General features: G+C 71.7%; 18 protein-coding genes. 5 read left to right on the top strand and 13 right to left on the bottom strand.

All coding sequences use genetic code 11. The annotated features are described in order from the left end of the window. Nucleotides 1–27 precede the first annotated feature (27 nt). The 6 genes from ACFC1X_RS01455 to ACFC1X_RS01430 form a co-directional block, all read right to left on the bottom strand. A complete protein-coding gene (locus ACFC1X_RS01455) occupies nt 28–870 on the bottom strand; it encodes a nitrilase-related carbon-nitrogen hydrolase (protein WP_122618872.1) in 843 nt (280 codons plus the stop codon). Between the two features lie 114 nt (nt 871–984). After that, complete coding sequence (locus ACFC1X_RS01450) at nt 985–2,592, bottom strand: PucR family transcriptional regulator (protein ID WP_376347732.1); 1,608 nt, start codon at nt 2,590–2,592, stop codon at nt 985–987. A gap of 31 nt (nt 2,593–2,623) precedes the next feature. Further along, nucleotides 2,624–3,907: an aspartate aminotransferase family protein gene (locus ACFC1X_RS01445; RefSeq protein ID WP_376347730.1), complete on the bottom strand. Its 1,284-nt coding sequence runs from the start codon at nt 3,905–3,907 to the stop codon at nt 2,624–2,626. After that, the gene (locus ACFC1X_RS01440) at nt 3,904–4,746 is read right to left on the bottom strand and encodes a nitrilase-related carbon-nitrogen hydrolase (protein ID WP_376347728.1); all 843 of its coding nucleotides are present in this window, start codon (nt 4,744–4,746) and stop codon (nt 3,904–3,906) included. Before ACFC1X_RS01440 ends, ACFC1X_RS01445 begins: the two co-directional genes overlap by 4 nt. Before the next feature lie 178 nt (nt 4,747–4,924). Then, entirely contained in the window at nt 4,925–6,895 is a 1,971-nt protein-coding gene (locus tag ACFC1X_RS01435) for a hypothetical protein (RefSeq protein ID WP_376347727.1), read from the bottom strand. Nucleotides 6,896–7,007: 112 nt separating this feature from the next. Further along, entirely contained in the window at nt 7,008–7,259 is a 252-nt protein-coding gene (locus ACFC1X_RS01430; protein WP_064730573.1) for a helix-turn-helix domain-containing protein, read from the bottom strand. Nucleotides 7,260–7,334: 75 nt separating this feature from the next. Here ACFC1X_RS01430 and map point away from each other — a divergent pair, with 75 nt between their 5' ends. Together map and ACFC1X_RS01420 are read left to right on the top strand one after the other, a co-directional pair. Next, nucleotides 7,335–8,120 carry a type I methionyl aminopeptidase gene (gene map / locus ACFC1X_RS01425; RefSeq protein WP_376347725.1) on the top strand — a complete coding sequence of 262 codons (786 nt, stop codon included), beginning with the start codon at nt 7,335–7,337 and terminating at the stop codon, nt 8,118–8,120. Nucleotides 8,121–8,266: 146 nt separating this feature from the next. After that, on the top strand, nt 8,267–10,795 hold the full coding sequence (locus ACFC1X_RS01420) for an ATP-dependent Clp protease ATP-binding subunit (RefSeq protein WP_376347723.1): 2,529 nt from the start codon (nt 8,267–8,269) through the stop codon (nt 10,793–10,795). 6 nt (nt 10,796–10,801) lie between these two features. On the opposite strand, the gene ggt is transcribed toward ACFC1X_RS01420, so the two are convergent. After that, nucleotides 10,802–12,610: a gamma-glutamyltransferase gene (gene ggt, locus ACFC1X_RS01415; protein WP_376347722.1), complete on the bottom strand. Its 1,809-nt coding sequence runs from the start codon at nt 12,608–12,610 to the stop codon at nt 10,802–10,804. A 140-nt stretch (nt 12,611–12,750) separates the two neighbouring features. On the opposite strand from ggt, the gene ACFC1X_RS01410 reads away from it, so the two are divergent. Beyond that, entirely contained in the window at nt 12,751–13,509 is a 759-nt protein-coding gene (locus tag ACFC1X_RS01410) for a hypothetical protein (protein ID WP_376347720.1), read from the top strand. A gap of 215 nt (nt 13,510–13,724) precedes the next feature. Here ACFC1X_RS01410 and ACFC1X_RS01405 read toward each other — a convergent pair whose 3' ends face one another. The 5 genes from ACFC1X_RS01405 to ACFC1X_RS01385 form a co-directional block, all read right to left on the bottom strand. Continuing rightward, entirely contained in the window at nt 13,725–14,132 is a 408-nt protein-coding gene (locus ACFC1X_RS01405) for a DUF6278 family protein (RefSeq protein WP_376347719.1), read from the bottom strand. Between the two features lie 59 nt (nt 14,133–14,191). Then, entirely contained in the window at nt 14,192–14,971 is a 780-nt protein-coding gene (locus ACFC1X_RS01400) for an exodeoxyribonuclease III (protein WP_376347718.1), read from the bottom strand. Nucleotides 14,972–15,023: 52 nt separating this feature from the next. Continuing rightward, nucleotides 15,024–15,659 carry an MBL fold metallo-hydrolase gene (locus ACFC1X_RS01395; RefSeq protein WP_376347717.1) on the bottom strand — a complete coding sequence of 212 codons (636 nt, stop codon included), beginning with the start codon at nt 15,657–15,659 and terminating at the stop codon, nt 15,024–15,026. A 17-nt stretch (nt 15,660–15,676) separates the two neighbouring features. After that, nucleotides 15,677–16,999, bottom strand: coding sequence for a 4-carboxymuconolactone decarboxylase (gene pcaC / locus ACFC1X_RS01390; RefSeq protein ID WP_376347715.1), 1,323 nt, complete (start codon nt 16,997–16,999; stop codon nt 15,677–15,679). 1,217 nt (nt 17,000–18,216) lie between these two features. Beyond that, nucleotides 18,217–18,984: a hypothetical protein gene (locus tag ACFC1X_RS01385; RefSeq protein WP_376347714.1), complete on the bottom strand. Its 768-nt coding sequence runs from the start codon at nt 18,982–18,984 to the stop codon at nt 18,217–18,219. Between the two features lie 931 nt (nt 18,985–19,915). Here ACFC1X_RS01385 and ACFC1X_RS01380 point away from each other — a divergent pair. Then, nucleotides 19,916–20,770, top strand: a complete 855-nt coding sequence (locus tag ACFC1X_RS01380; protein ID WP_376347712.1) for a metalloregulator ArsR/SmtB family transcription factor — start codon at nt 19,916–19,918, stop codon at nt 20,768–20,770. After that, a complete protein-coding gene (locus tag ACFC1X_RS01375) occupies nt 20,767–21,369 on the top strand; it encodes a dihydrofolate reductase family protein (RefSeq protein WP_376347710.1) in 603 nt (200 codons plus the stop codon). Before ACFC1X_RS01380 ends, ACFC1X_RS01375 begins: the two co-directional genes overlap by 4 nt. A gap of 723 nt (nt 21,370–22,092) precedes the next feature. Here ACFC1X_RS01375 and ACFC1X_RS01370 read toward each other — a convergent pair. Beyond that, nucleotides 22,093–22,929 carry an NmrA/HSCARG family protein gene (locus tag ACFC1X_RS01370; protein ID WP_376347709.1) on the bottom strand — a complete coding sequence of 279 codons (837 nt, stop codon included), beginning with the start codon at nt 22,927–22,929 and terminating at the stop codon, nt 22,093–22,095. Nucleotides 22,930–23,735: the final 806 nt, after the last annotated feature.

The following is a 23,735-nucleotide window of genomic DNA, read 5'->3' as shown; positions in this document are numbered from 1 at the left end:
TGTCAGGGGCGGTCCGGGCCCGGTCGGTCAGGGCGCGGTCAGCGGGGAGTACGCGCCCGGCGCGCGGTCCCGGTAGAACTGCCAGCGGTCGCGGACCTCGCGCAGCTTGGCCAGGTCGAGGTCGCGCACGACGAGTTCGGTCTCCTTGTCGCTGGCGACCTCGCCGACGAACTGGGCCTCGGGGTCGACGAAGTAGGAGGTGCCGTAGAAGTCGTTGTCGCCGTACTCCTCGACGCCGACGCGGTTGATGGCGCCCACGAAGTACTCGTTGGCGACGGCCGCCGCCGGCTGCTCCAGTTGCCACAGGTAGCCGGAGAGGCCGCGCGAGGTGGCCGACGGGTTGAAGACGACCTCGGCGCCCTGCAGGCCCAGCGCCCGCCAGCCCTCCGGGAAGTGCCGGTCGTAGCAGATGTACACGCCGACCTTGCCGACGGCGGTGTCGAAGACCGGCCAGCCGGAGTTGCCGGGGCGGAAGTAGAACTTCTCCCAGAAGCCCCGCACCTGCGGGATGTGCGTCTTGCGGTACTTGCCGAGGTAGGAGCCGTCGGCGTCGAGCACGGCGGCGGTGTTGTAGAGGACGCCGGGCTGCTCCTCCTCGTACATCGGCAGCACCAGGACGATGCCGTGTTCGCGGGCCAGCCGCTGGAAGCGCTCGACGATGGGGCCGTCGGGGATGCGCTCGGCGTAGGCGTAGAACTCGGGGTCCTGGACCTGGCAGAAGTAAGGGCCGTAGAACAGCTCCTGGAAGCACAGCACTTGGGCCCCTTGCGCGGCGGCGTCGCGGACCGCCTGCTCGTGGACCTGGATCATCGATTCCTTGTCGCCCGTCCAGGCGGTCTGGAAGAGCGCGGCACGGATCACTCGGCTCATGTTCGGCCTCCACTCGCTCGGTGTGGCGCTGCGTGTGGGGCGAGCCTAGGGAGCGCGGACGGGCGGTTTGAGTGGCACGGTGTCACGTCTGCGGGGGTCGGGCATTGCACGGTGTCACCCCTGTTGTGCGTCGTGGGCGAGGAGCGCGATGTGGACGGAGGCGGCCTGTTCGAAGTCGTCGAGGTCGACGCCGAGGCGGCCCTGTATCGCCTCCAGCCTGCGGTAGAGGGCGGGCCGGGAGACGTGGTGGAGCTGGGCGGTGCGGGACTTGTTGCGGCCGGTGGCGAGGTAGGTGCGCAGCACGCCCAGCAGGTCCTCGTCGGGGCTCCGCAGCAGTCCGTTGAGTTCCCGCTCGGCGAAGGACTGGACGTGCGGGTCGTCGCGCAGCAGCCGGACCAGTCCGCGCAGGTGGACGTCGCGCAGGCGCACCACGGGCGGCAGGTCGAGGGCGGCCGGGGAGTCGGCCACGGCGTCGGCGACGTGCTGGGCCTCGCGCAGGCCGGCCGGTACGCCGGCCCAGTCGGTGCGGGCGTCGGCCGCCGCGACGACGGTGTGCGCGGCGTCCGGTTCCGACCGCAGCCGGGCCGCGAAGTGGGCGGTCAGCGCCTTGGCGTCCTGGTCGGGGGCGAGGCTGAGCAGGACGGCGACCCGGTCGTCGGCGAGCCCGGCGGCGATCCCGGACAGGCCCAGCAGCCGCAGCACCCGGTCCAGGCGTGCGGTGTCCCGCTCGCGGACGACGAGCGGGACGAAGACCCGGCGGTTGACCGGCAGCCCGGCGGCGCGCGCCCGGGGCAGCAGTTGCCGCGCCGGTACGGCGCCGCTGACCAGGTCGGTGAGCAGGCTCCGGGCGGACTGCTGCTCCCACGAGTCCCAGGAGCCGCCTGTATGTGCCCCGTCGCCGCCGAGCATGCGGTGCAGGACGAGCGCCTCGGCGGCGCGCTCGGCCAGCAGCCGTCCGGCGGCCCGGTCGCCGCGGTAGCCGCACAGCACCAGCCGGCCCCACCGCTCCCCCCGGCAGGTCAGTTCGGCGCGGATCCAGCCGTCGGCGGTGCCGGCCCCGGCCTGCCGGGCGATGCGCTCCCAGTCCCGGAGCACGTCGTCGACCGCGGGCCGCTCCCCCGCCGTGGCGAGGACGCGGTGGGCGAGGTTGGTGACGACGACCGGACAGCCGCCGTGCCGGGCCACCTCGTCGAGCAGGCGCTGCACCGGGGCGCCCGCGGTGATCAGGCCGGTCAGTTCGGTGCGTACGGCCTCGGAGAGGCTGACGGCGGCGAACTTGCGCCGCAGCAGCCGGGACTGCACCTCCTCGGTCAGCTCGGCGAAGGGGAACGGCCGGTGCAGGACGACCATGGGCAGCCCGCACCGCTCGGCCGCCCGCCGCATCACGTCCGGCGGGGCGGGGAAGGCGCGGCCGAGGCCGAGCACGACGGCCGCCGCCTCCGCCCGGTCCAGGGAGCGGATGTACTCGCCCTGCTTGTCCTCGTCACCGGCGAGCAGCACACCGGTGGTGAGGACCATCTCGCCGCCGCTGAGCATCACGCCGACGTCCGCGGCCTCGGCCACGTGCACCCAGCGCACCGGCTGGTCGAGCCGGTGCGCGCCGGCCACCACCTCGGGCTGTCCGGCCAGCACCCGCTCCAGGCCGAGGACCTGACGGACCGACAGGGCGGGTTCCCAGGGCTGCTGCTCCAGGGTGTCCGGTGTGTCCGGGGTGGAGGTCATGGCGGCGGTTCCTCTGCTCGGGACGCTGCTGTCAGATGCTCCGCAGGGCGCGTTCGAGGATCGCCGCGCCCTCCTCGGCCTCCGCGACGGTGAGGGTCATCGGCGGGGCGACGCGCAGGGCGCTGGTGTTGTGGCCGCCGCCCTTGCCGATGAGCAGCCCGCCCGCGCGGGCCTCCTCCAGCACGGTGGCCGCCGCCTCGGGCGCCGCCTCGTCGGTGCCGGGCCGGGTCAGCTCGATGCCCAGCATCAGCCCGCGCCCGCGGACCTCCCGTACGTGCGGCACCTGGGCGGCGACCGCCCGCAGCCGTTCGAGGAGCAGTCCGCCGACGCGGCGGGCGTTGCCCTGGAGGTCGTGCTCCAGCAGGTACGAGAGGTTGGCGAGGCCGGCCGCCATGGTGACCTGGGTGCCGCCGAAGGTGGAGATGCTGTTGGCGTCCAGGCAGTTCATGATCTCGGCGCGGGCGATGACGCCGCCGACGGACATGCCGTTGCCGATGCCCTTGGCGAACGTGACGATGTCCGGCGGGCCGCTCTGCGCGTGGGCCTGCCAGCCCCAGAAGTGGTCGCCGGTGCGGCCCCAGCCGGTCTGCACCTCGTCGGCGATCCAGAGGATGTCCCGCTCGCGCAGCACCTCGCGGAAGGCGGCGTACAGGCCGTCCGGCGGGGAGGTGAAGCCGCCGACGCCCTGGATCGGCTCGGCGATCAGCGCGGCGGGGGCGCGGGTGTGGCCGAGGAGGTCCGTGAGGTCGTCGACGCAGGCCGCGATGAAGTCGCGGTCGTCCAGGTGCGCGTAGGGGCCGCGGGTGCGGACGCCGCCGTGGACGTAGAGCGTCTGGAGCGGGGACAGCGAGGTCGGGGACCAGCTGCGGTTGCCGGTGATGCCGACGGAGCTGAAGGAGCGGCCGTGGTAGCTGTTGCGCATCGCCAGGATCGTGTTGCTACGCCGGTACGTGGTGGCGAGCAGCAGGGCGGTGTCGTTGGCCTCGGTGCCGGAGGTGGTGAAGAAGACGCGGGCGTCCGGGATGCCGGACACGTGGGCGACGCGCTCGGCGAGTTCGACCATGGGCCGGTTGAGGTAGAGGGTCGAGGAGTGGATGATCCGTCCGGCCTGCTCGCTCACCGCCTTGGTCACCTCGGGCAGGGCGTGCGCGGTCATCGTGGTGAGGATGCCGCCGAAGAAGTCGAGGTACTTGTTGCCGGCGGCGTCCCAGACGTGCCGGCCCTCGCCGTGGGTGATCTCCAGCGGGTCCTCGTAGTACAGGGCGAGCCAGTCGGGCAGGACGGCGCGGTGGCGGCCGAACAGGTCCTTGGTCACGGCCGCACCAGCCCTTCGTAGGCGTCGGGGCGGCGGTCGCGGTAGAAGGCCCACTGCTGCCGCACCTCGTCGATGAGGTCGAAGTCCAGGTCGCGGACGACGAGTTCCTCCTTGGTGTCGCTGGCGCGCTCGCCGACGAACTGCCCTCGCGGGTCGACGAAGTACGACGTCCCGTAGAAGTCGTTGTCCCCGTACTCCTCCTGGCCGACCCGGTTGATCGCGGCGACGAAGTACTCGTTGGCGACGGCCGCCGCGGGCTGTTCGAGCTGCCACAGGTGGGCGGAGAGTCCGCGGTGGGTGGCGGAGGGGTTGTAGACGAGCTGGGCGCCGCCGAGGCCGAGTTGGCGCCAGCCCTCCGGGAAGTGCCGGTCGTAGCAGATGTAGACGCCGATCCTGCCGACGGCGGTGTCGAAGACCGGCCAGCCGAGGTTGCCGGGCCGGAAGTAGAACTTCTCCCAGAAGCCCTTGACCTGCGGGATGTGATGCTTGCGGTACGTCCCGAGGACGGTGCCGTCGGCGTCGATCACGGCGGCGGTGTTGTAGTAGAAGCCGGACTGCTCGACCTCGAAGACGGGGACGACGATCACCATGCCGGTCTCGCGGGCGAGGGCCTGCATACGGCGGGTGGTCGGGCCGTCGGGCACGGGCTCGGCCCAGCGGTAGTGCGCGGGGTCCTGGACCTGGCAGAAGTAGGGGGCGTTGAAGACTTCCTGGAAGCCGATGACCTTGGCTCCCTGCCGGGCCGCCTCGCGGGCGTGCTCCTCGTGATTCGCCACCATGGACTCGGTGTCGCCGGTCCAGGTGGCCTGGACGAGAGCGGCACGTACGACGTTGGCCATGAGCTGCTCCTTCGACGCGACGTCAGAGCCTCTACGCCCGTAGAGCGGGCCGTAGAGGGACGAACGTAAGCCTGGCCGGACGGGCTTGCCAAGACCATCGTCGCCAAGGCGCGGTGTCGATCGCTTTTCGCACTCCTGTGGGTGAGTGGTGGGGGCGGTGGGGTCACGGGGGCGGATTTCACGCGGTGAACCCGGCGACGCGCAGGGCGTGCACGAGGTCCCAGTGGCATTGCTGGGAGACGTTGCGCGCCGCCTCCAGCAGGAGCGGCACGAGCGTCTCCGGGTCCGGTGCGGCGCTGCGGGCGGCGTCCTCGGGGGTGCGGGAGCGGACGCAGGCGTCGAGGAGCGCGCGGGCCTCTCGATGCCGGCCCTCGGCGACCAGGCCGACGACGGCCGCGCCGATCTCGGCGGCGGGCCGTACGACGCCATGCCGCAGCACCTGCTCGGCGTCGGCCGCGCGCCCGGCGAGGGCCAGCGCGTCGGCGGCGGCGACCAGGTGGCCGGCGGGCAGCGAGGCGGTCTCCCACAGCAGGGTGGTCCAGTCGGCGCCGAGCCCGGCCCGTTCGAGCCGGGCGGCGAGCAGCGGGAAGCGGGTGGCGGGCCCGAGGGCCGCCTCGGCCAGCAGGGCGGGCGCCTCCCCGCCCATCCCTCCGGCCCGCAGCCGCGCCACGCCCTCGACGACGGCATCGACGGCGACCCGATCCTCCTCCCCCGGCGCCTCGGCCCGCGGCACCGCCTGCTCCCCCACGTCATCGGCCCCCGCGAATCGCGCTCCGCGTGGCGTACGCCGGCCCGGCGCGGCCGGCACCGGCACCTGCCCGGGCACGACGGGGCTCACGTCTGCTTCAACGCCCCCGGCGAAACGGGCACCTCCGCGGCGGCGTTTGCGCTGTTTCGGGGTGGGGGGCGGGGATGCGGCGGGGGTGGGTACGGGGTTCTCGGGCGGGGTGGTGGGTGCGGCGGGAGGGGGTGCGGGGTCGTCCGGCGGCGCGGAGCCGTACGCGGGGGTGCCGTCCCTCGTCGTCCGGGACACGCCCCCGGGCGTCCGGGACACGCGATCGGGCGCGGGCGCGTCGAAGGCGGGGGCGGGGCCCTCGCGCGGCTCGGTGGGCGCGGAGGGGTGCCCGGGGGCACCGAAAGCGGAGGCGGAGTCCTCGGACCCCTGGGAGCGGTACGCGGGAGCACCGTCCACCCGGCTCCCGGACACATCCCCGGGCGCGGACGCGCCGAAGGCGGAGGCCGGAGCCCCGGGCGGCGTGGCGGGAGCAGGGTGGTGCGCGGGGCCGACGCCCCCCGGCCCCCCGGACACACCCCCGGGCGCGGACGCGCCGAAGCCCGAGTCGTCGATCGCCGCAGGGCGGTACGCGGGAGCGCCTTCCCCCAGCCTCCCGGACACGCCCCCGGGCGGGTACGCGCCGAAGGCGGAGGCGGGTTCCTCGGGCTCCGCAGCGGGCGCGAGGCGGTGCACGGGAGCGGCGCCTCCCGGCCTCCCGGGCGCGGGCCCGCCGAAGGCGGAGGCCGGGGTCTCGGGCCCTGCCGTGTGGGTGGAGGCGTCGTCTCCCGGTGGACCGGGCCGCGTGGGGCCGGTTGCCGGGGTCGGCGTGTCGGCGTCCGTCCGGATGCCCCCGCTCCCCCGCCGGACGGCATCCAGTGCCGTCAGCCGGGATCGGAGTTCGGTGCAGCGGGCCGTTGCCCGGGTGTGGTCGTCGTGGGCCCAGGCGAGGTCGAGTCGGAGGGAGGCGGCCGTCTCCGGGGTGGTGTCGGGGAGGGACAGCGTCCGGGTCAGCCGGGTCTCGCGTTCCGCGGCGTACCGCTGCTCGCGGAGCATGACGTCGAGCCGGTCCCGCAGGGCGTCGCGCGCGCCCGGCAGGGAGTCGTACGCGGTGAGCGCGGCGGCGTGCAGGGCGCGGGCCGGTTCCGTCTCGGCCTCCGCGGCGGCGGCACCGTACCGGCCGGCGAGGTCCTGGAGCAGCGCCTCCAGCACGTCCCAAGGCGGGATCTCACGCCCCTCGAGACAGGCCCGCATGCCCTCGGGGTCGCGCTGCCAGAACACCCCGCACCAGCCGGCGCCTTGGTCCAGACGCGTCAGCAGTCCGGTCAGGTACCGGGTGAAGTCCCAGACCCGACCCGGCAGTTGTTCCACGGCCATGGTTCGACTCCCGCCCGACCGGAGGACTCCGGTCCGTCCGGTCACGTAGGGAACACCAGCCGTGTTACGGCGCCGCTACAGGGAGTTTTCGGGAAGGGGCGTCACCGCACCCTCACACCCCGGCGAGGACGCACAGCCCGGCCAGTTCGTCCATGGACAGCCCGAGCGCGCGGGCCAGCGCGGCCACCGTGAAGAACGCCGGGGTCGGCGCCCGGCCGGTCTCGATCTTGCGCAGCGTCTCGGCGGAGATGCCGGCCTCGGCGGCGACCTCCGTCATACTCCGCTCGCCGCGGGCCTCACGCAGCAGCCGGCCGAGCCGCTCGCCGCGCTCGTGCTCTTCGGGGGTCAGGGGGGTGCGCACCATACCGTCATTGTAATACCGGCTTCCCGTACCGGACCCGAGGTTCGACCCAATTCAAATACCGGTATAGTAATTGGCATGGTGGAGCTCAAGACAGACACATCGATCGACGCGATGCACACGGCCGGCCAGGTCGTCGCCCGCGCCCTGACCGCCGCCCGGAACGCCGCCGCCGTGGGCGTCTCCCTGCTGGAACTGGACGAGGTGGCGCACGGCGTACTGAAGGAGGCGGGCGCGGGCTCGCCGTTCCTCGGCTACCGGCCCTCCTTCGCGCCGACCCCGTTCCCGGCCGTCCTCTGCGCGTCGGTCAACGACGCGATCGTGCACGGCATCCCGGACGGCTACCGGCTGCGCGACGGCGACCTCGTCTCACTCGACTGCGGGGCCACGCTCGGCGGCTGGGCCGGCGACTCGGCGATCAGCTTCGTCGTCGGCACCCCGCGCGCGGCGGACGTCACCCTGGTCGAGACCGCGGAACGGGCCCTCGCGGCGGGCATCGCGGCGGCCGTCGTCGGCAATCGCATCGGCGACATCTCGCACGCGATCGGCACGGTGTGCCGGGCGGGCGGCTACGGCATCATGGACGACTTCGGCGGCCACGGCATCGGCCGGCAGATGCACGAGGACCCGGGCGTGCCCAACGAGGGCCGGCCGGGACGCGGTCTCCCGCTGCGCCACGGCATGGTCATCGCCATCGAGCCGATGCTGATCGCCGGCGGCCGGGACGACTACCACGCGGCCGCCGACGGCTGGACCCTGCGCACCAACGACGGCTCGCGCGCGGCGCACGTGGAGCACACGGTGGCGATCACGGACAGCGGCCCGCGCGTCCTGACCGCACGGGACGCCCTCCAGGTCCGGTAGGTCCCGGCCCGGGTCCGCCCGGGTCCGCCCGCCTTCGCGGACATGCCCACCGGCACAGAACGTGTCATGTTGGGGCATGAGCGCAAGCCGACCGGGTTACCCGGCCCCGGTACGCCGATCAGCGAAGCAGCGGAGGACCGGAAACGATGACCAGCGGCTTCATGGGCCCGGAGGGCGACCCGTTCGCGGAATTCCTGGCACGCTTCTTCGGCGGGCCGAAGCCCAGGCAGATCGACATCGGCCGGCTGCTCAGCCAGCCGGCCCGGGAGCTGGTGCGCGGCGCCGCCCAGTACGCGGCCGAGCACGGCAGCCGGGACCTGGACACGGAGCACCTGCTGCGAGCCGCGCTCGCCACCGAACCGACCCGGGGCCTGCTGAGCCGCGCCGGTGCCGACCCCGACTCGCTGGCGTCGCAGATCGACGAGCGGACCGGCCCGGCGCAGCACGCGCCGGGCGAGGCCCCGCCGCCGACGTCGCTCTCGCTGACCCCGGCCGTCAAGCGGGCGCTGCTGGACGCGCACGAGCTGGCCCGGACGACCGGCACCGGGTACATCGGCCCGGAGCACGTGCTCAGCGCCCTGGCCGCCAACCCGGACTCGGCCGCCGGGCACATCCTTAACGCGGCCCGGTTCGCGCCCTCGGGCCTGCCCACGGAGTCGCCGGACGCCGCCAAGGCCCGCCCCGAGAGCGCGCGGGCCACGAACACGCCGACGCTGGACAAGTACGGCCGCGACCTCACCGACCTGGCCCAGCAGGGCCGGATCGACCCGGTGATCGGGCGCGAGGACGAGATCGAGCAGACCGTCGAGGTGCTCTCCCGCCGCGGCAAGAACAACCCGGTGCTGATCGGTGACGCGGGCGTCGGCAAGACCGCCGTCGTGGAGGGGCTGGCGCAGCGCATCACCGACGCCGACGTGCCCGACGTACTGCTCGGCCGCCGGGTGGTCGCCCTGGACCTGACCGGTGTGGTCGCCGGCACCCGCTACCGGGGCGACTTCGAGGAGCGGATGAACAACATCGTGGGCGAGATCCGCGCCCACTCGGACCAGCTGATCATCTTCATCGACGAACTGCACACGGTCGTCGGCGCCGGCGGGGGCGGCGAGGGCGGTTCGATGGACGCCGGGAACATCCTCAAGCCGGCGCTGGCCCGGGGTGAGCTGCACGTCGTGGGCGCCACCACGCTGGAGGAGTACCGCAGGATCGAGAAGGACGCGGCCCTGGCCCGCCGCTTCCAGCCGATCCTGGTGCCCGAGCCCACCCCCGCGGACGCCATCGAGATCCTGCGCGGTCTGCGCGACCGCTACGAGGCCCACCACCAGGTCCGCTACACCGACGAGGCGCTGGTGGCGGCCGTGCAGATGTCCGACCGCTACCTCACCGACCGCCGGCTGCCGGACAAGGCGATCGACCTGATCGACCAGGCGGGCGCCCGCGTCCGGCTCCGGTCGCGCACCAAGGGCACGGACGTGCGGACCATGGAGCGCGAGGTCGACCAGCTGCTCCGGGACAAGGACCAGGCGGTCGCGGACGAGCAGTACGAGCAGGCAACCCAGTTGCGCGACCGGATCGGCGAGCTGAAGCAGCGGATCACCGAGGCCGACGGCGGCGGCGAGGCCGACGAGGGGCTGAACCTGGTCGTCGGCACCGAGTCCATCGCCGAGGTGGTGTCCCGGCAGACCGGCATCCCGGTCAGCAGCCTCACCCAGGAGGAGAAGGACCGCCTGCTGGGCCTGGAGTCCCACCTGCACGAACGCGTGGTCGGCCAGGAGGAGGCGGTGCGGGTGGTCTCCGACGCCGTGCTGCGCTCGCGCGCCGGGCTCTCCAGCCCCGACCGGCCGATCGGCAGCTTCCTCTTCCTCGGTCCGACCGGTGTCGGCAAGACGGAGCTGGCCCGGGCGCTGGCCGAGGCGCTGTTCGGCAGCGAGGACCGGATGGTGCGGCTCGACATGAGCGAGTACCAGGAGCGCCACACGGTCAGCCGCCTGGTGGGCGCCCCGCCCGGCTACGTGGGGCACGAGGAGGCCGGCCAGCTCACCGAGGTGGTGCGCCGGCACCCGTACTCGCTGCTCCTGCTGGACGAGGTGGAGAAGGCGCACCCCGACGTCTTCAACATCCTGCTCCAGGTCCTGGACGACGGCCGGCTGACCGACTCGCAGGGCAGGACCGTGGACTTCACCAACGCGGTCGTCGTGATGACCAGCAACCTGGGCTCCGACGTGATCACCCGGCGCGGCGCCGGCATCGGCTTCGGCGCGGGCGGTGCGGAGGCGGACGAGGAGGCGCGGCGCGAGCAGGTCATGCGCCCGCTGCGCGAGCACTTCCGGCCCGAGTTCCTGAACCGCGTCGACGAGATCGTGGTCTTCCGGCAGCTCAGCGGGGAGCAGCTGCGGCAGATCACCAGCCTGCTCCTGGAGCAGACCCGCCGCATGGTGCGCGCGCAGGACATCACCGTCGACTTCACCGACGCGGCGGTGGACTGGCTCGCCGAGCGCGGCTACCAGCCGGAGTACGGCGCCCGTCCGCTGCGCCGCACCATCCAGCGCGAGGTCGACAACGAGCTGTCCCGGCTGCTGCTCGACGGGCGGGTCGCGGAGGGCGGCCGGGTGACGGTCGACGTCGAGGACGGGCGGCTGGCGTTCCGGACGCCGCAGCGGCCCGTCCCCGACCTGTGATCCGCGCTACCGCTGCCGGGTGGGCCACACCACCATCGCCGAGCCGCCGCCGCGTCGCTCCTTCTCGGCGGCGGCCAGCCACTTGCCGCCCGGCAGCCGCTGGACGCCGGTCGCGGCGCCGATCTCCGGGTTCTCCTTGAAGGAGTGCCCGAGCGCCTCCAGCCGCCCCCGCAACCCGCTGTCGTAGAGGCCGGGTTCGAGTTCGGTCTGGGCGGCGTTGCGCTGGCTGGCGCGCGGGGCGGCGATCGCGTCCACCAGGGGCAGCCCGCGGTCGATGAAGCCGGTGAGCGTCTGGAGCACGGTGGTGATGATGGTGGCCCCGCCGGGCGACCCGACCGCCACGACCGGCTTGTGGTGCCGGTCCAGGACGATGGTCGGGGCGATCGAGGACCGCGGGCGCTTGCCGGGCCCGGGCAGGTTCGGGTCGTGGACGGCCGGGTTGGCCGGGGCGAAGGAGAAGTCCGTCAGCTCGTTGTTGAGCAGGAAGCCGCGGCCGGGCACGGTGATGCCGCTGCCGCCGGTCTGCTCGATGGTGAGCGTGTAGGCGACGACGTTGCCCCACTTGTCGGCCACGGTCAGGTGCGTGGTGTTCTCGCCCTCGTACGTCGTCGGCGCCGCCGTGCCGCCGCCCGCGCAGGCGGCGGGGTGCCGGGGGTCACCGGGCGCGAGGGGGCTGGTGAGCGCCGCGTCGTCCTTGATCAGGCATTCGCGCGAGTCGGCGTACCGCTGCGAGAGCAGCTCCTTCGTCGGTACGTCCTCGAAGGCGGGGTCGCCGACCCAGCGGCCGCGGTCGGCGAACGCGATGCGGCTGGCCTCGATGAAGCGGTGCAGGTAGCGGGACTTGCTCGCCTCGGAGAGGTCGGTGCGCTCCAGGATGTTCAGCGCCTCGCCGACGGTGGTGCCGCCGGAGGAGGAGGGCGCGATGGAGTACACGTTCAGACCGCGGTACGAGGTCTTTGTGGGCGCCTGGAACTTGGCCTCGTAGGCGGCGAGGTCCTTGGCGGACAGGTCGCCGGGGCGGGCGTTCCAGCCGGAGTCCGGGTCGACGGGCGGCTCGTTGACGGTGTCGACGATGTCCTCGCCCAGCTCGCCGCGGTAGATGGCGTCGACACCCTCGCGGCCCAGCTCCTTGTAGGTGCGGGCCAGGTCGGGGTTCTTGAACGTGGAGCCGACGACGGGGAGTTGCCCGCCGGGCAGGAACAGCTCGGCGGTGTCCGGGAAGTAGCGGAACCGCTGCTCGTTGGCGGCGGTCTGGGAGCGGAAGGTGTCGTCGACGGTGAAGCCGTGCCGGGCCAGGCGCTCGGCGGGCCTGAGCACGGAGGCGAGCTTGCGGCTGCCCCACTTGTCGAGGGCCGTCTGCCAGGTGGCGGGCGTGCCCGGGGTGCCGACGGCGAGGCCGCTGCTGACGGCCTCGGCGAAGGCGATCGGCTTGCCGTCCTCGGTGAAGAGCTTCTCGTCGGCGGTCAGCGGCGCGGTCTCGCGGCCGTCGATGGTCCGCACCGTGCGGGACTTGGCGTCGTAGTAGACGAAGTACCCGCCGCCGCCGACGCCGGCGGAGTAGGGCTCGGTGACGCCGAGCGCGGCCGCGGTGGCCACGGCGGCGTCGACGGCGTTGCCGCCCTTGCGCAGCACCTCGATGCCGGCGGCGGAGGCGTCCGGGTCGACGCTGGCGACCGCGCCCCCGTACCCGACGGCGACCGGGGTCTTCGGGGCGCCGGGGCTGCCGTGGGGCGTGGGCGGCGCCGCGGCCCCCACCGACACCACGGCGGCCGAGACCGCCAGGACCGTCAGATTCCGTGCGACAGGGCGACGCATCCGCACCTCCAGGGAAAGGCCGTTCGGGCAGCTTAGTTGATCGTCATGGTCGCGTCAGGAGCACAACGGCCGCCATCCGAGCGGGTGGCCCGGCGGCCCGTCGAACACGGGTACGCCGACGCCCGCTAGCATGCGCGCCCATGACTGACGACGTACGCAACATCGTCCTGGGCGTGGTCGCGGCCGGCATCAGCGCCGCGCTGGGCTGGTTCACCCGCACCTACCTGTCCCGGCGCAGACTCCGCCGCAAGCAGGCGTTCTTCGGGCTGCCGGACAGCTCCGAGTCGCTGCTGGTCGTCAACCGGGACCCGGCCGCCTCGGAACCGGCGGTCCACCGCTTCGACGTGTTCGCGCTGCTGGAGCTGGCGGCACTGATCAAGGACTGCGGCGCGCACATCCAGGTGGTCACGCAGGACATGGTCGCGCAGGGCTTCGGCGAGCGCACGGAGTTCTGCGTGGGCGGCCCCGGCTCGAACCGGCGCATGGTCGCCCACATGGCGGCCATGCTGCCCGGGGTGCGGGTCAACGTCGACCCCGAGCCCGGTCCGGACCGCGGCGCCTTCCAGATAGGCAGCGAACGCTACCGACTGGACGCGGGCATCACGGAGTACGTCCTGCTGGCCCGCCTCACCGCCGGGGACCGGCGCGAGGCCCGGCCCGCCTTCCTGTTCTGCGGACAGCGGGCGATCACCAACCAGGCCGCCACCCGCTACCTCGCCCGGCACCACGAGAAGCTGGCCCGCAAGCACGGCACCAGCTCCTTCGTGCTGCTGCTGAAGGTGGTCAACTCTCAGGCGTACGGCCCGGACGTCGTCGAACTCGTGGGGGACGTCACCCGGGCGGCGACCAGCCCCCTGCCGACACCGGCACCGACGTCCCGCAACGCCCACCGGGCTTAGGGGGTGTGTGCAGCTGACCTTCTCCTCGCCCGCGGACACCCTTGCGTGGTGTCCGCCATGGAGCGCGAGCAGTGATCTCCGGCTGCACTCTGCGATTCCCCCTGGCCGTTCGTGTGCCCTGACCACTGCAACGTACCGAGACAAACGGCACACATGCCAACGACACGCACCATTCGGGCATTAGCCACTTTTAAGGCGATTATCGGGCCGAGGGTTCACGCCTCGGCGACTTCGCCGTACAGCTGCGAGAGTTCGGGCACACCGTCCGCCGCCCACGCGTGACCGGACGCCACCACGTCGAACTCCCGGCCGGAGGCGAGCCGGACGACGGGCTGGCCGTCGGACCGGATGGCCCAGACGGATCCGGGGACGGTCCGCACGATCACCGTGCCGAGGTACAGACCGGCGTCGTTGCCCAGCCAGGTCTGGATCTCCTCGTCGCCGCGCCAGCGCGGCAGGATCTGGTCCAACTGCTCCAACGAGACCGCGGAGTCGTCGAGTCGGACCCCCTCCCGCAACGCCTGCGAACGCAGCAGATCACAGTCGGCGAGCAGCTCGCCGATGCCCTCGGCGTCATGCGCCCGGGGATCTGCGCGCCGCTTGCCCAGGAAGGGGAAGTTCATACCTCCACACTGTCATTCGTACCGCCCCGCGCACCACAGGGCGCGCAGGCCCGGCGCGCTCACACGCCGAGGTCGACCACGACCGGCGCGTGGTCCGAGGCACCCTTGCCCTTGCGCTCCTCGCGGTCGACGTAGGAGTCGGTGACGGCCTTGGCGAAGGGCTCGTTCCCGTAGACCAGGTCGATGCGCATGCCGCGGTTCTTGGGGAAGCAGAGCTGGCGGTAGTCCCAGTACGTGAACGGGGCGTCGTACTTCAGCGGGCGCGGGACCACGTCGGACAGGCCGGCCCCGCGCAGGGAGGTGAGGGCGGCGCGCTCGGCGGGGGTGACGTGGGTGGCGCCCTCGAAGGCGGCGCGGTCGTAGACGTCGTCGTCGGACGGCGCGACGTTGTAGTCGCCCATCACCGCGAACGGCCGGTCGCCGGCGGCGTCGCCCTCGACGGCCGCGCGCAGCGCCTCGAACCACTGGAGCTTGTAGGCGTAGTGCGGGTGGTCGACCTCGCGGCCGTTGGGCACGTAGACCGACCAGACGCGGACCGGGCCGCAGGTGGCGGAGATCGCGCGGGGCTCCTGGACGCCCTCGTAGCCCGGGTCGCCGGGCAGGCCCTTGACCACGTCGGTGAGGCCGACTCGGGAGAGCACCGCCACCCCGTTCCACCGCCCGGTGGCGTGTACGGCCGCCTCGTAGCCCGCCTCGCGCAGCTCGTCGAAGGGGAACTGCGCCTCGGCGACCTTGGCCTCCTGGAGGCACAGCACGTCGGTGCCGCTGCTCTCCAGCCAGGCGAGGAGCCTCGGCAGGCGGGCGGTGATCGAGTTCACGTTCCAGGTCGCGATGCGCATGTCCCACAACCTACCGGGCGGCACTGACAACCCGGTCCCGGCCCGTGGGGCCTCAGAGCCGCGCGGAGTCGCCCGGGGTCAGCCGCAGGTGCTCGGCGCCGCCCAGCTCGCCGATCTGCCGGTCGTAGATCGGGCGGGCGAGGTCGGTGAGGAGCGCGTCGTGGATGTCGTAGGCGCGCTGCGGCTTGACCTCACGGACGTACTCGATGACCTCGGCGATCTTGTTCCAGGGGGCCATGACGGGGAGCATCAGCGTCTCGACCGCCTGGTCGGGGACGGTGAGCGCGTCGCCGGGGTGGAAGACCCTGCCGCCGTCGAGGAGGAAGCCGACGTTGGTGATGCGCGGGATGTCCGGGTGGATCACGGCGTGCAGCTCGCCGTGGACCTGGACGTCGAATCCGGCGGCGGTGAACGTGTCGCCGTGGCCGACGGTGTGCACGCGGCCCGGGAACGCCGCCGAGATCTTCTCCGCGACGGACTTCAGCGTCCAGATCTCGGCGGCCGGGTTGTCCTCCATCGCGGCGCGCAGCCGCCGCTCGTCGAAGTGGTCGGGGTGCTCGTGGGTGACGAGGACGGCGTCCGCGCCGAGGGCGGCGTCCTCCTCGCTGAGTCCGCCGGGGTCCAGGACGAGCGTCCGCCCGTCCTTTTCGAGGCGGACGCAGGCGTGCGACTTCTTGGTGAGCTTCATGACTCCATCCTGCGCCCTCACTCCTGGGGTGTCGTCTCCTCGCGGATGACCTGCTGCGCGACCCGGAAGGCGCTGTTCGCGGCCGGTACGCCGCAGTAGACGGCCGCCTGGAGCAGTACTTCCTTGATCTCGGCCGGGGTGAGGCCGTTGCGCAGGGCGGCTCTGAGGTGGGGGGCGAGTTGGTCCGCGTGCCCGCCGGCGACGAGGGCGGTGAGCGTGACGCAGCTGCGGGAGCGCCGGTCCAGGCCCGGCCGGTCCCAGATCTCGCCCCACGCGTACCGGGTGAGGAACTCCTGGAAGTCCCCCGAGAACTCGTCGGCCTGCGCGAGGGCCTGGTCGACGTGCGCGTCGCCGAGCACTTCGCGGCGGACCTTGAGCCCCGCGTCGTACGGGTCGGGCCGCCCCTGCGCCTGCCGCGGTACGGCGGCCGGGGCGATCTCGGCGATGGGCGCGGTCTGCGCCGGCGGGGCCAGGGCCGGCTGCGCGGGGGCCGGGGAGGCCACCGGGGCGACGGGGGCCTGGACGGGGATCTGGCCGGTGGAGGCGGTGTCGTGCGGGGCCTGCCAGGCGGTGGTGAAGTGCCGCACCAGCAGGTCGGTGACGGCCGCGGGCTGCTCGACCGGGACCAGGTGGGAGGCGCCGGGCACGACGGCGAGGCGGGCGTCGGGGATGCCGGCGACCAGGGTCCGGGCCTCGGCGGGGCCGGTGACCTGGTCGTCGGAGCCGACGAGGACCAGGGTGGGGACGCCGACCCGGCCGAGTTCGCCGCGCACGTCGAACGCGGCGAGCGCCTCGCACGCGGCGATGTAGCAGCCGGGGTCGGTGGTCCGCACCATCTGCACGGCCCACTCGGTGATCGCGGGCTGGGCGGCGGCGTACCCGCCGGTGAACCAGCGCTCCGGAGAGCTGCGGGCGATGGGGTCGAGCCCGTTGGTGCGGACGATCACGCCGCGCTGGCGGAACTCGTCGGCGGTGCCGAAACGGGGCGAGGCGGCGATCAGCGCGAGGGAGGCGAGGCGCTCGGGATGGCGCAGGGCCAGCTCCATACCGACCGCACCGCCGAACGCGCAGCCCGCGTAGCCGAAGCGCTGCACGCCGAGTCCGTCGAGGGTGGCCAGCAGCCGCCGGGTGAGCTCGGCGACGGACCCCGCCGGGCGGGCGGGGGCGCCCCCGTGCCCCGGCAGATCGAACCGGAAGACCCGCCAGTGCTGCGACAGCTCGGGCACCTGGCGGTCCCACATGTGCCATGTGGTACCGAGGGACGGCCCCAGGATCAGGACTGGTAGGTGTTCTGGCCCGTCAAAGCGGTATTGCAGCGTCTCGGTCTTGTCTTCGGTCACGGGTTCACACCTTCATCTGTCACGATCTGTCACACGCCCCCTGCGAGACCTCCCCATGCCTCCGCCGCCGGAAGCAGGTCCGCTACGTCTGGCTTCACGGACCACTTCTTCGTCGTCTTCACGTTCGTGTGCCCGGCCCACCTGGCGAGCAGGTGATCTGGCACACCGTTGTTGGCGAGCTACGTGAGGCAAGACGCCCGAGCATCGTACAGACGGACCCTGCGAAGGCCGTTTGCGTCCATTATTTCGTAGGCCCGCGTTCGGAGCTGCCGACCCTTCAACGCGCTCCCAGGTTCATCCACGAGCACGCACGTGCCGCCCACGTACCCCTCGCCCGCCGCCAGGCGACGTCCGACCACGCAGGCCGCAGACCTCCGCCGGACGGAGCCCCATCAGGGACAGCAGCGGCAGCGCAGCCAGACGGTCGCCCTTCATCCGAGCGTTGACCTACTTCCGTGAGGGCGAGTACCGGATCGGCAGACGCGCGAGACCCTGGAGGTCACCGGGCAGCTGCACTTGGGCGCGTCGGTGCTCTCCGCGCGAGCGGCGGACCAGGCGGCCGTGGTACTGCACATCGGCGACGCCAGCGACGTGTGCACTGGCTCAGCTTCGGGCCGGCCGCAGGACGCTCACAGGCACTCACAGACTTGTGAGCGTTCCGCCCTTCCCGGAGGCTGCCGCTGTACTCACACCAAGTCAACGATGGTGTGGGGACGGCGCGATGGCCCACCGCCGGACGTTGCGAACTGCAGACCGTCGCAGCCGTGCTCTCGTCCACGACCGTGCTCGTCATCTGCCCGTCCTCGCCCTCCCAGACGACCTCCACGAGGCCTTCGTCGGGCAGAGCGGCCGCGGCCGTGTCGATGTCGGTGAGCAGGTCTGGCCAGATTGTCAGCTGTGCGCGTGGGGCCAGCTGGGAGCGCACAGTCTCGATGTTGTCGCGGGTGAGGCGGTGCCACCGGGAGGCGTTAACGGCGAAGACCTCCTCCAGGAACACCGCGCGGTGGGCACTGACGGTCCAGTGCAGGCGGGCCCAGAAGTCGGCGTCGGCCGGCCGCTGCACGTACGCGGCGTCGTCGGAGGCGAAGTCGTACGGCAAGGCGTCCAGGCGTTCCGGGAACAGGCCGAGCGCGCGGGTGCGGGCCAGTGCGGTTGCGCAGGGCTGGTTACTGCCGATGTGGACCGTTTCTGCCTCTCCCGGTGCTACGGAGTCGGGGTCAGCCAGGCAGAGGGGAGGATGACCGATTCAGGGGTAGGAGTTCCGACGTCTGTGGGCAGCCCGCTGGGGGCGGGCCTGTCGCATCGTCGAAGGAGACAGTGCCGCCGTCGAAGGCTGCGCCGTCGAAGGACACCGAGCCGCCGGCGAACGTCGCGTGGTGGAAGAACACTCCAACGTCGGAGCGCGGTGTGTTTCGGGCCCACACTACGCCGCTGGAGGGTGTGGGGATGCCGACGTAGCCGCCCGTGCCGCCACTGGAAAGCGGTCCGGTGCCGAGAGGCAGCCAGCTGCCGGAGCTGAACAACGCGCCGTCGAAAGCCACAGAGCCACCGGCAAAGGTGGCGCCCTCGAAGGACACCCTGCTGTTGGAGAACGTCGCGTGGTGGACGACCACCGTGCCTCCAGAGAACATCGCGCCGTCAAAGGAAACCGCACCATCAGAGAACGCCGCGCTGTTGAAAGAGACTGTGCTGCCGTCGGCGAACGTTGCGCCGTCGAAGGACACGACGACACCGTCGGTGAACGCTGCGCAGGCGAAGTTCATGCTGGCGTCGATGGTGATGCCGTTGAGGTCGAGATCGCAGTCCTGCCAGGAGCGGTGGGACCCTGCGGGGCGTCGGAAGTCGTCGCCCAAGAGGCGCAGGATGGTGTGCCGGACCTTGCGGAGGGCCAGGTAGCGGTGGTGTTCCTCCTGGTGGGCGGGGTCGTCTCCGGGGTCGGGGGTGTAGGGAAGCTGTACCAGGCGACGCATCACCCCGGTGAGCATCACCAGTGCCTCGGCTGCTCGGCGCGCGCTCCAGCCCTGCCGCCTTCGTGCTCAGCCAATACCGGCAGAGCCACCCAGGTTCGGTCACGGCCCGCAAGACCCAGCTTCACCCTCCCCGGCGACACCCCCGGGCCTTTCGTGGGCCATGCGTGCTCTCTGGCTGCACGGGTGCGGCAGATGCCCGAGCCGCAGCCAGGGCGAGCGGGAAGATCGCACCGATCCAGAACACCGATGACCAGCCGAGCCCGTGATCAGGCGGCCGCCGAGCAGTCCACCTACCGGCCTTCGCCACACAGTTCCCCACCTGCGGATACGAGTTGGATGACCCAAGGTCACCCATGCGGCGCGGAGCGCAGGCTGCGGGCGTAGGCACGGCCGACGCAAACAGCGCCGAACTCGCCTACTTGCACGACCTCACGCTGGCCGATCGACCACCTACCGGCGAACTGCTGATCTCACCGAACGCATGAAACGCCACTGAGCGGCATTGACCCGCATCGGCGACCCGGACCCGGTGGCCGACCGCCGGCCAGCATCTCGTCATGATCCTTGATCCCCGGGACCCTCGCACCTCGGCCGCCTTCCGTGCCGATAATCGGCCTTTCGGCCGTGCTGGCCTTCATCAGCGGCTGGGCGTCCGCCGGTTCGGACCAGACGACGCGGAGCGAGCACTACGAATGGCCATCCACGTCGGCCTGCCTCAACTCGCGTGCAACACATCATCTGTCTGCGTCGACTCCGCGCATCGTGTTGAGGCAGGCGTAAGGGTGGTGGGCTCTCAAGGCCAGTCGAGTGTCGGGGCCTGCCCGGTCACCGCGGCCAGGGCGTGCCGTTCCGCGGCGACTGGGAGACCTTCCGATCGAGCCCGCTCCGGCGAGGTCAAATAGCCTATTCCTTGACACGAATATTCTTCATGATGAATACTCGTTCCATGGACGTACTCCTTACCGCACTGGCCGACCCGGCGCGCTGGCGGCTCGTGAGTCTGCTCGCCGAGCGGCCCCGTCCGGTCGGTGTCCTCGCCGAGCTCGCCGAGGCGCGCCAGCCGCAGACGACCAAACACCTGCAGACCCTTGAGCGCGCCGGCGTCGTCACCTCCCAGCGCACCGGCCAGCGCCGCATCTACGCGCTCCAGTCTGGTCCCTTGCGGGAGCTGGCGGCTGCGCTCGGCCGGCTCGCCGACACCGCGGAGCAGGCTGGGGGCCCGCGCGAGACCTACGACCGTTACGGGGCCGGCCTCCACGCGGAGCGGCTCGCCGCGGAGGAGCCGGGGTGGGCCGACGGCCGTTCGTTCAGCTTCCGCCGGTCGCTGACGGGGCGCCCCGGGCTGGTGTGGCGCCACTTGACCGACCCCTGCCTGCTCGCCCGATGGTGGACGCCGCACGACCTCCGCGTATCCGAGCTCGTCTTCGAGGCGCGAGAAGGCGGGCGGATCGTCCAGGAGTACCGCGATGTCGAGGACGCCGACGGCTCCGACCTGGTCGCAGGGCGCGCGGAGGGCGTGGTCGACGACGTCCGCCCTGGTGAGCGCCTCGCCTACCGGCTCTCCCCGCAGCTCCCCGACGGCGGCCTCGCCTTCACCGCCCACGTCGCACTCGACCTGCGGCCCAACGGGACAGGCACGGACCTCGACGTCCACTGGCGGATCACCGACAGCACCGTCGACTCCGCTGACTTCATCGCAGGCATCGAGATCGGCTTCGGCCAGAGCCTCGACAAGCTCGAAGCGGCACTCGCTGCCGACCCACACGACACCGACAGCACCGAAACAAGGAGCACGAAATGACTGACTCCACCGGACGCAGGGTGACCGCGAACCTGAGCCTCTCCCTCGACGGGCGTTACCACGGCCCCGGCGGGCCCGGCGACTTCAGCATGTTCGCGCCGTACGTGACCTCCGAGGTCGCGCGGGGCCAGCTCACCCGCATCTGGGAGGGCGCTACGACGGCGCTGCTCGGCCGGATCAACGCCGAGGGATTCCTGGGCTACTGGCCGACGGTCGCCGAGGACGAGAACGCCGATCCCCGCGACCGCGGATACGCAAAGTGGCTGGTGGAAACGGATAAGGTGGTCTTCTCGACCACGCTGACCGAAGCGCCGTGGGAACACACCCGCGTGGTGAACGCCCCAGCCGCCGACGTCGTTGCCGAACTCAAGGCCACCGGCGAGGGCGACATCCTCGTCAACAGCTGCCCGAGTGTCATCAAGCCGCTCCTTGCTGCAGATCTGCTCGACCGGCTTTACCTCATGATCTTCCCTGAGATCGCGGGAGACGGGCAGCGACTGTTCGACGACGGCCTGCCGGCTTCGACGTGGAGGCTCGCCCACCAGGAGACCGGTGAGCTGGGCGAGATCGCCATGGTCTACGACCGGATCCGCTCATAAGGCGGCCGATCAGCTCATTCGGCAGGCGAAGTGCTCCCAGCTGGGGACAGCCCTCGCGCTTCTGCCAACCGCCGTCATAGGAAGAGGACTTGGCCAGGGCCGGCTGTGCCTGTCGACTAGCCTCCATGGCATGTGGAAAGCAGTAGTCGAATGGCTGACACTTAGGGCTGCCGGATTTACATCGCCGTTGCAGTGAGAATCATGAGGGATTCGGCGAAACGGCACCCTACAGCGGGGGCGGACCGCATCCACTGGTCCTCTTTACCGGGGGCACGGACTTTCTCACTCATGCCACTGACGGCCAGGAGGCGGAACCGTCCCCGCGGGACGTGCAGTTGGTCGCGTGCGCCTCGCATCCCACCCGCGCCTCAGACCGTGTGAGCGAGTACTGCACATACGTCGGTGCGAAAGCTCAGTACTGGAGGGAACGAAGATCCACGATGTCATCACCGAACCTACGAAATGGGAATACATATCAAGGCTGGAAGAGTACGTCACGGAAAACGCGAAACCCAGTCCCACAGGGGACTGACTGGGAAACGCCGGGATGAGTAAGGGGGGCTTGGGCGGCACCGGACGGCTGCCCTGGCGGCGACGGTCACTGCCGTCCTGTCGACGGGCCCGACGCACGCGAACATCGGGGGTATCAGCAATGCCGCCTTCGGGAGCACGGCAATCACCTGTCACTGCGCGTTACGGAACCAGCTGCTGCGGGCGGCGGGATCAGGACGCAGATGTCCCCAGCTGTCGGGAAAGATAGCCCTCGAAGGACATGAGGGTGGGATGCAGGCGCCGCAGGGCGGGGATGTCCGCCTGGTAGCCCTCCTCCGCGAACCACTCGAACATGCGCTCTTCGATCGGCAGGGCCTCCAGGCGTGTGGGAACGCCGGTGACCCGCTCGTAGATCGCCGCCACCTCAGGGAAGGTGATCTCGTCGCCGGCCAGCTCGATCTGGCGGCCGACGTAGCGTTGCGGGTCGTCGAAGGCGGCCGCGGCGAAGAATCCGATGTCGTCGCTGGCGATCAGCTGCATGGGCTTGTCCGGCTTGACGGGGAGTGCCATGAGCCGTTCACCTGCTGCGTCGGCGTAGTGCAGCAGGTTGTTCATGAAGAACACCGGCCGCAGCACGGTGGCGGGCAGACCGAGAGTCAGGATGTGCCGTTCGATCTCGGCCTTGCTCTCGAAGTGGTCGATCCCGGTGTTGCGTTCGGCGCCGCCCACGGAGCTGTACACGAAGTGCTCGATACCCGCTGCCTTGGCGGCGTCCGCCACCGCCTTGCCCTGCCGGACCTCGGCGGCCAGGGTGGCCGGCTCGTACGCCAGCGCCTGCACGCTGAACACGCCATGGACACCGGTCATCGCGCGACGCAGCGACGCTTCGTCGTCCAGATCGCCCCGCACCAGTATCGCTCCTCGTCGTGCGAGCTCCCGGGCCTGCGGCTTGTCCGGGTTGCGAACCATCGCCCGCACGTTCCAGCCACTAGAGAGCAACTCTCGTACCGTGGCGCCGCCCTGATTACCCGTTGCGCCGATGACCAGGACACTCCGTACGTTGCTCACGCCAACTCCTCACCTTGCGACGGCCGTAGCTTTCGTGCGCGGCTCGTCGTACGGACTGATGCTGCAACCTCAACCGCAGTTGAGATCAACCCGTTCGAGTCCCCTCGACGCGAATAGGGCGGCAGAACAGCCCTCGCGAGGCGTCACAGAATGTCACCAGAGCATCTGGTCATACCTGGGGAATTCCGTGCGGGCGGCTGAGCACGGCTGTTGAGGTAGAGGACAGTCGTCGCACAGTCGGATGTGGGGATGCAGGCGGCGACGAACCGCCGGATGCTGCTGTGCGGCCTTGCCATCCGCCCGCACCGCCCCCCTGCGACGGCTGATACCGCCTACCGGGACGCCTTCCGCGACGCCCTGGCCGACGCGTCCGCGCGCACGGGCGTCTTCCCCGCGTCGAGGTCACCGTCGAGATACCCGCCGCGTCCGGTTGGACGCCGCTGTGACGGACGGTGCCGCCCTCCGGGAGGGGGTGTCCGGCCCGAGACCGGCCCGGTAGAGGAGGTACCACGATGAGCGAACCACCCCCCTCTCAGGTGACGCGTCCCACCTGCCGAAGCGGCCAGCCCGTCACCGCCCAGTCAGTTGTTCAGCCGCGCGGAACCGGCTGCTGAACAACTCGGCACACGCCCAAACTGACAGCGCAAGCCCTTCAGATCACTCAGCGGCTCAACGATCAGGGCGGGCGCTCCGTGAACGGGGGGGAGTACCGGCCCCGCGAGAGCGACAGCCCCGCGCCGCGTGTCCCACAGGAGGAAGACGTATGGCGGAAGGCAGCGGCCATGGCTGAGCGCCGTGCGGGGGCA

The organism is Streptomyces sp. NPDC056128, assembly GCF_042263835.1.
GTDB lineage: Bacteria > Actinomycetota > Actinomycetes > Streptomycetales > Streptomycetaceae > Streptomyces.
This window is presented reverse-complemented; position numbering and strand designations above follow the sequence as displayed.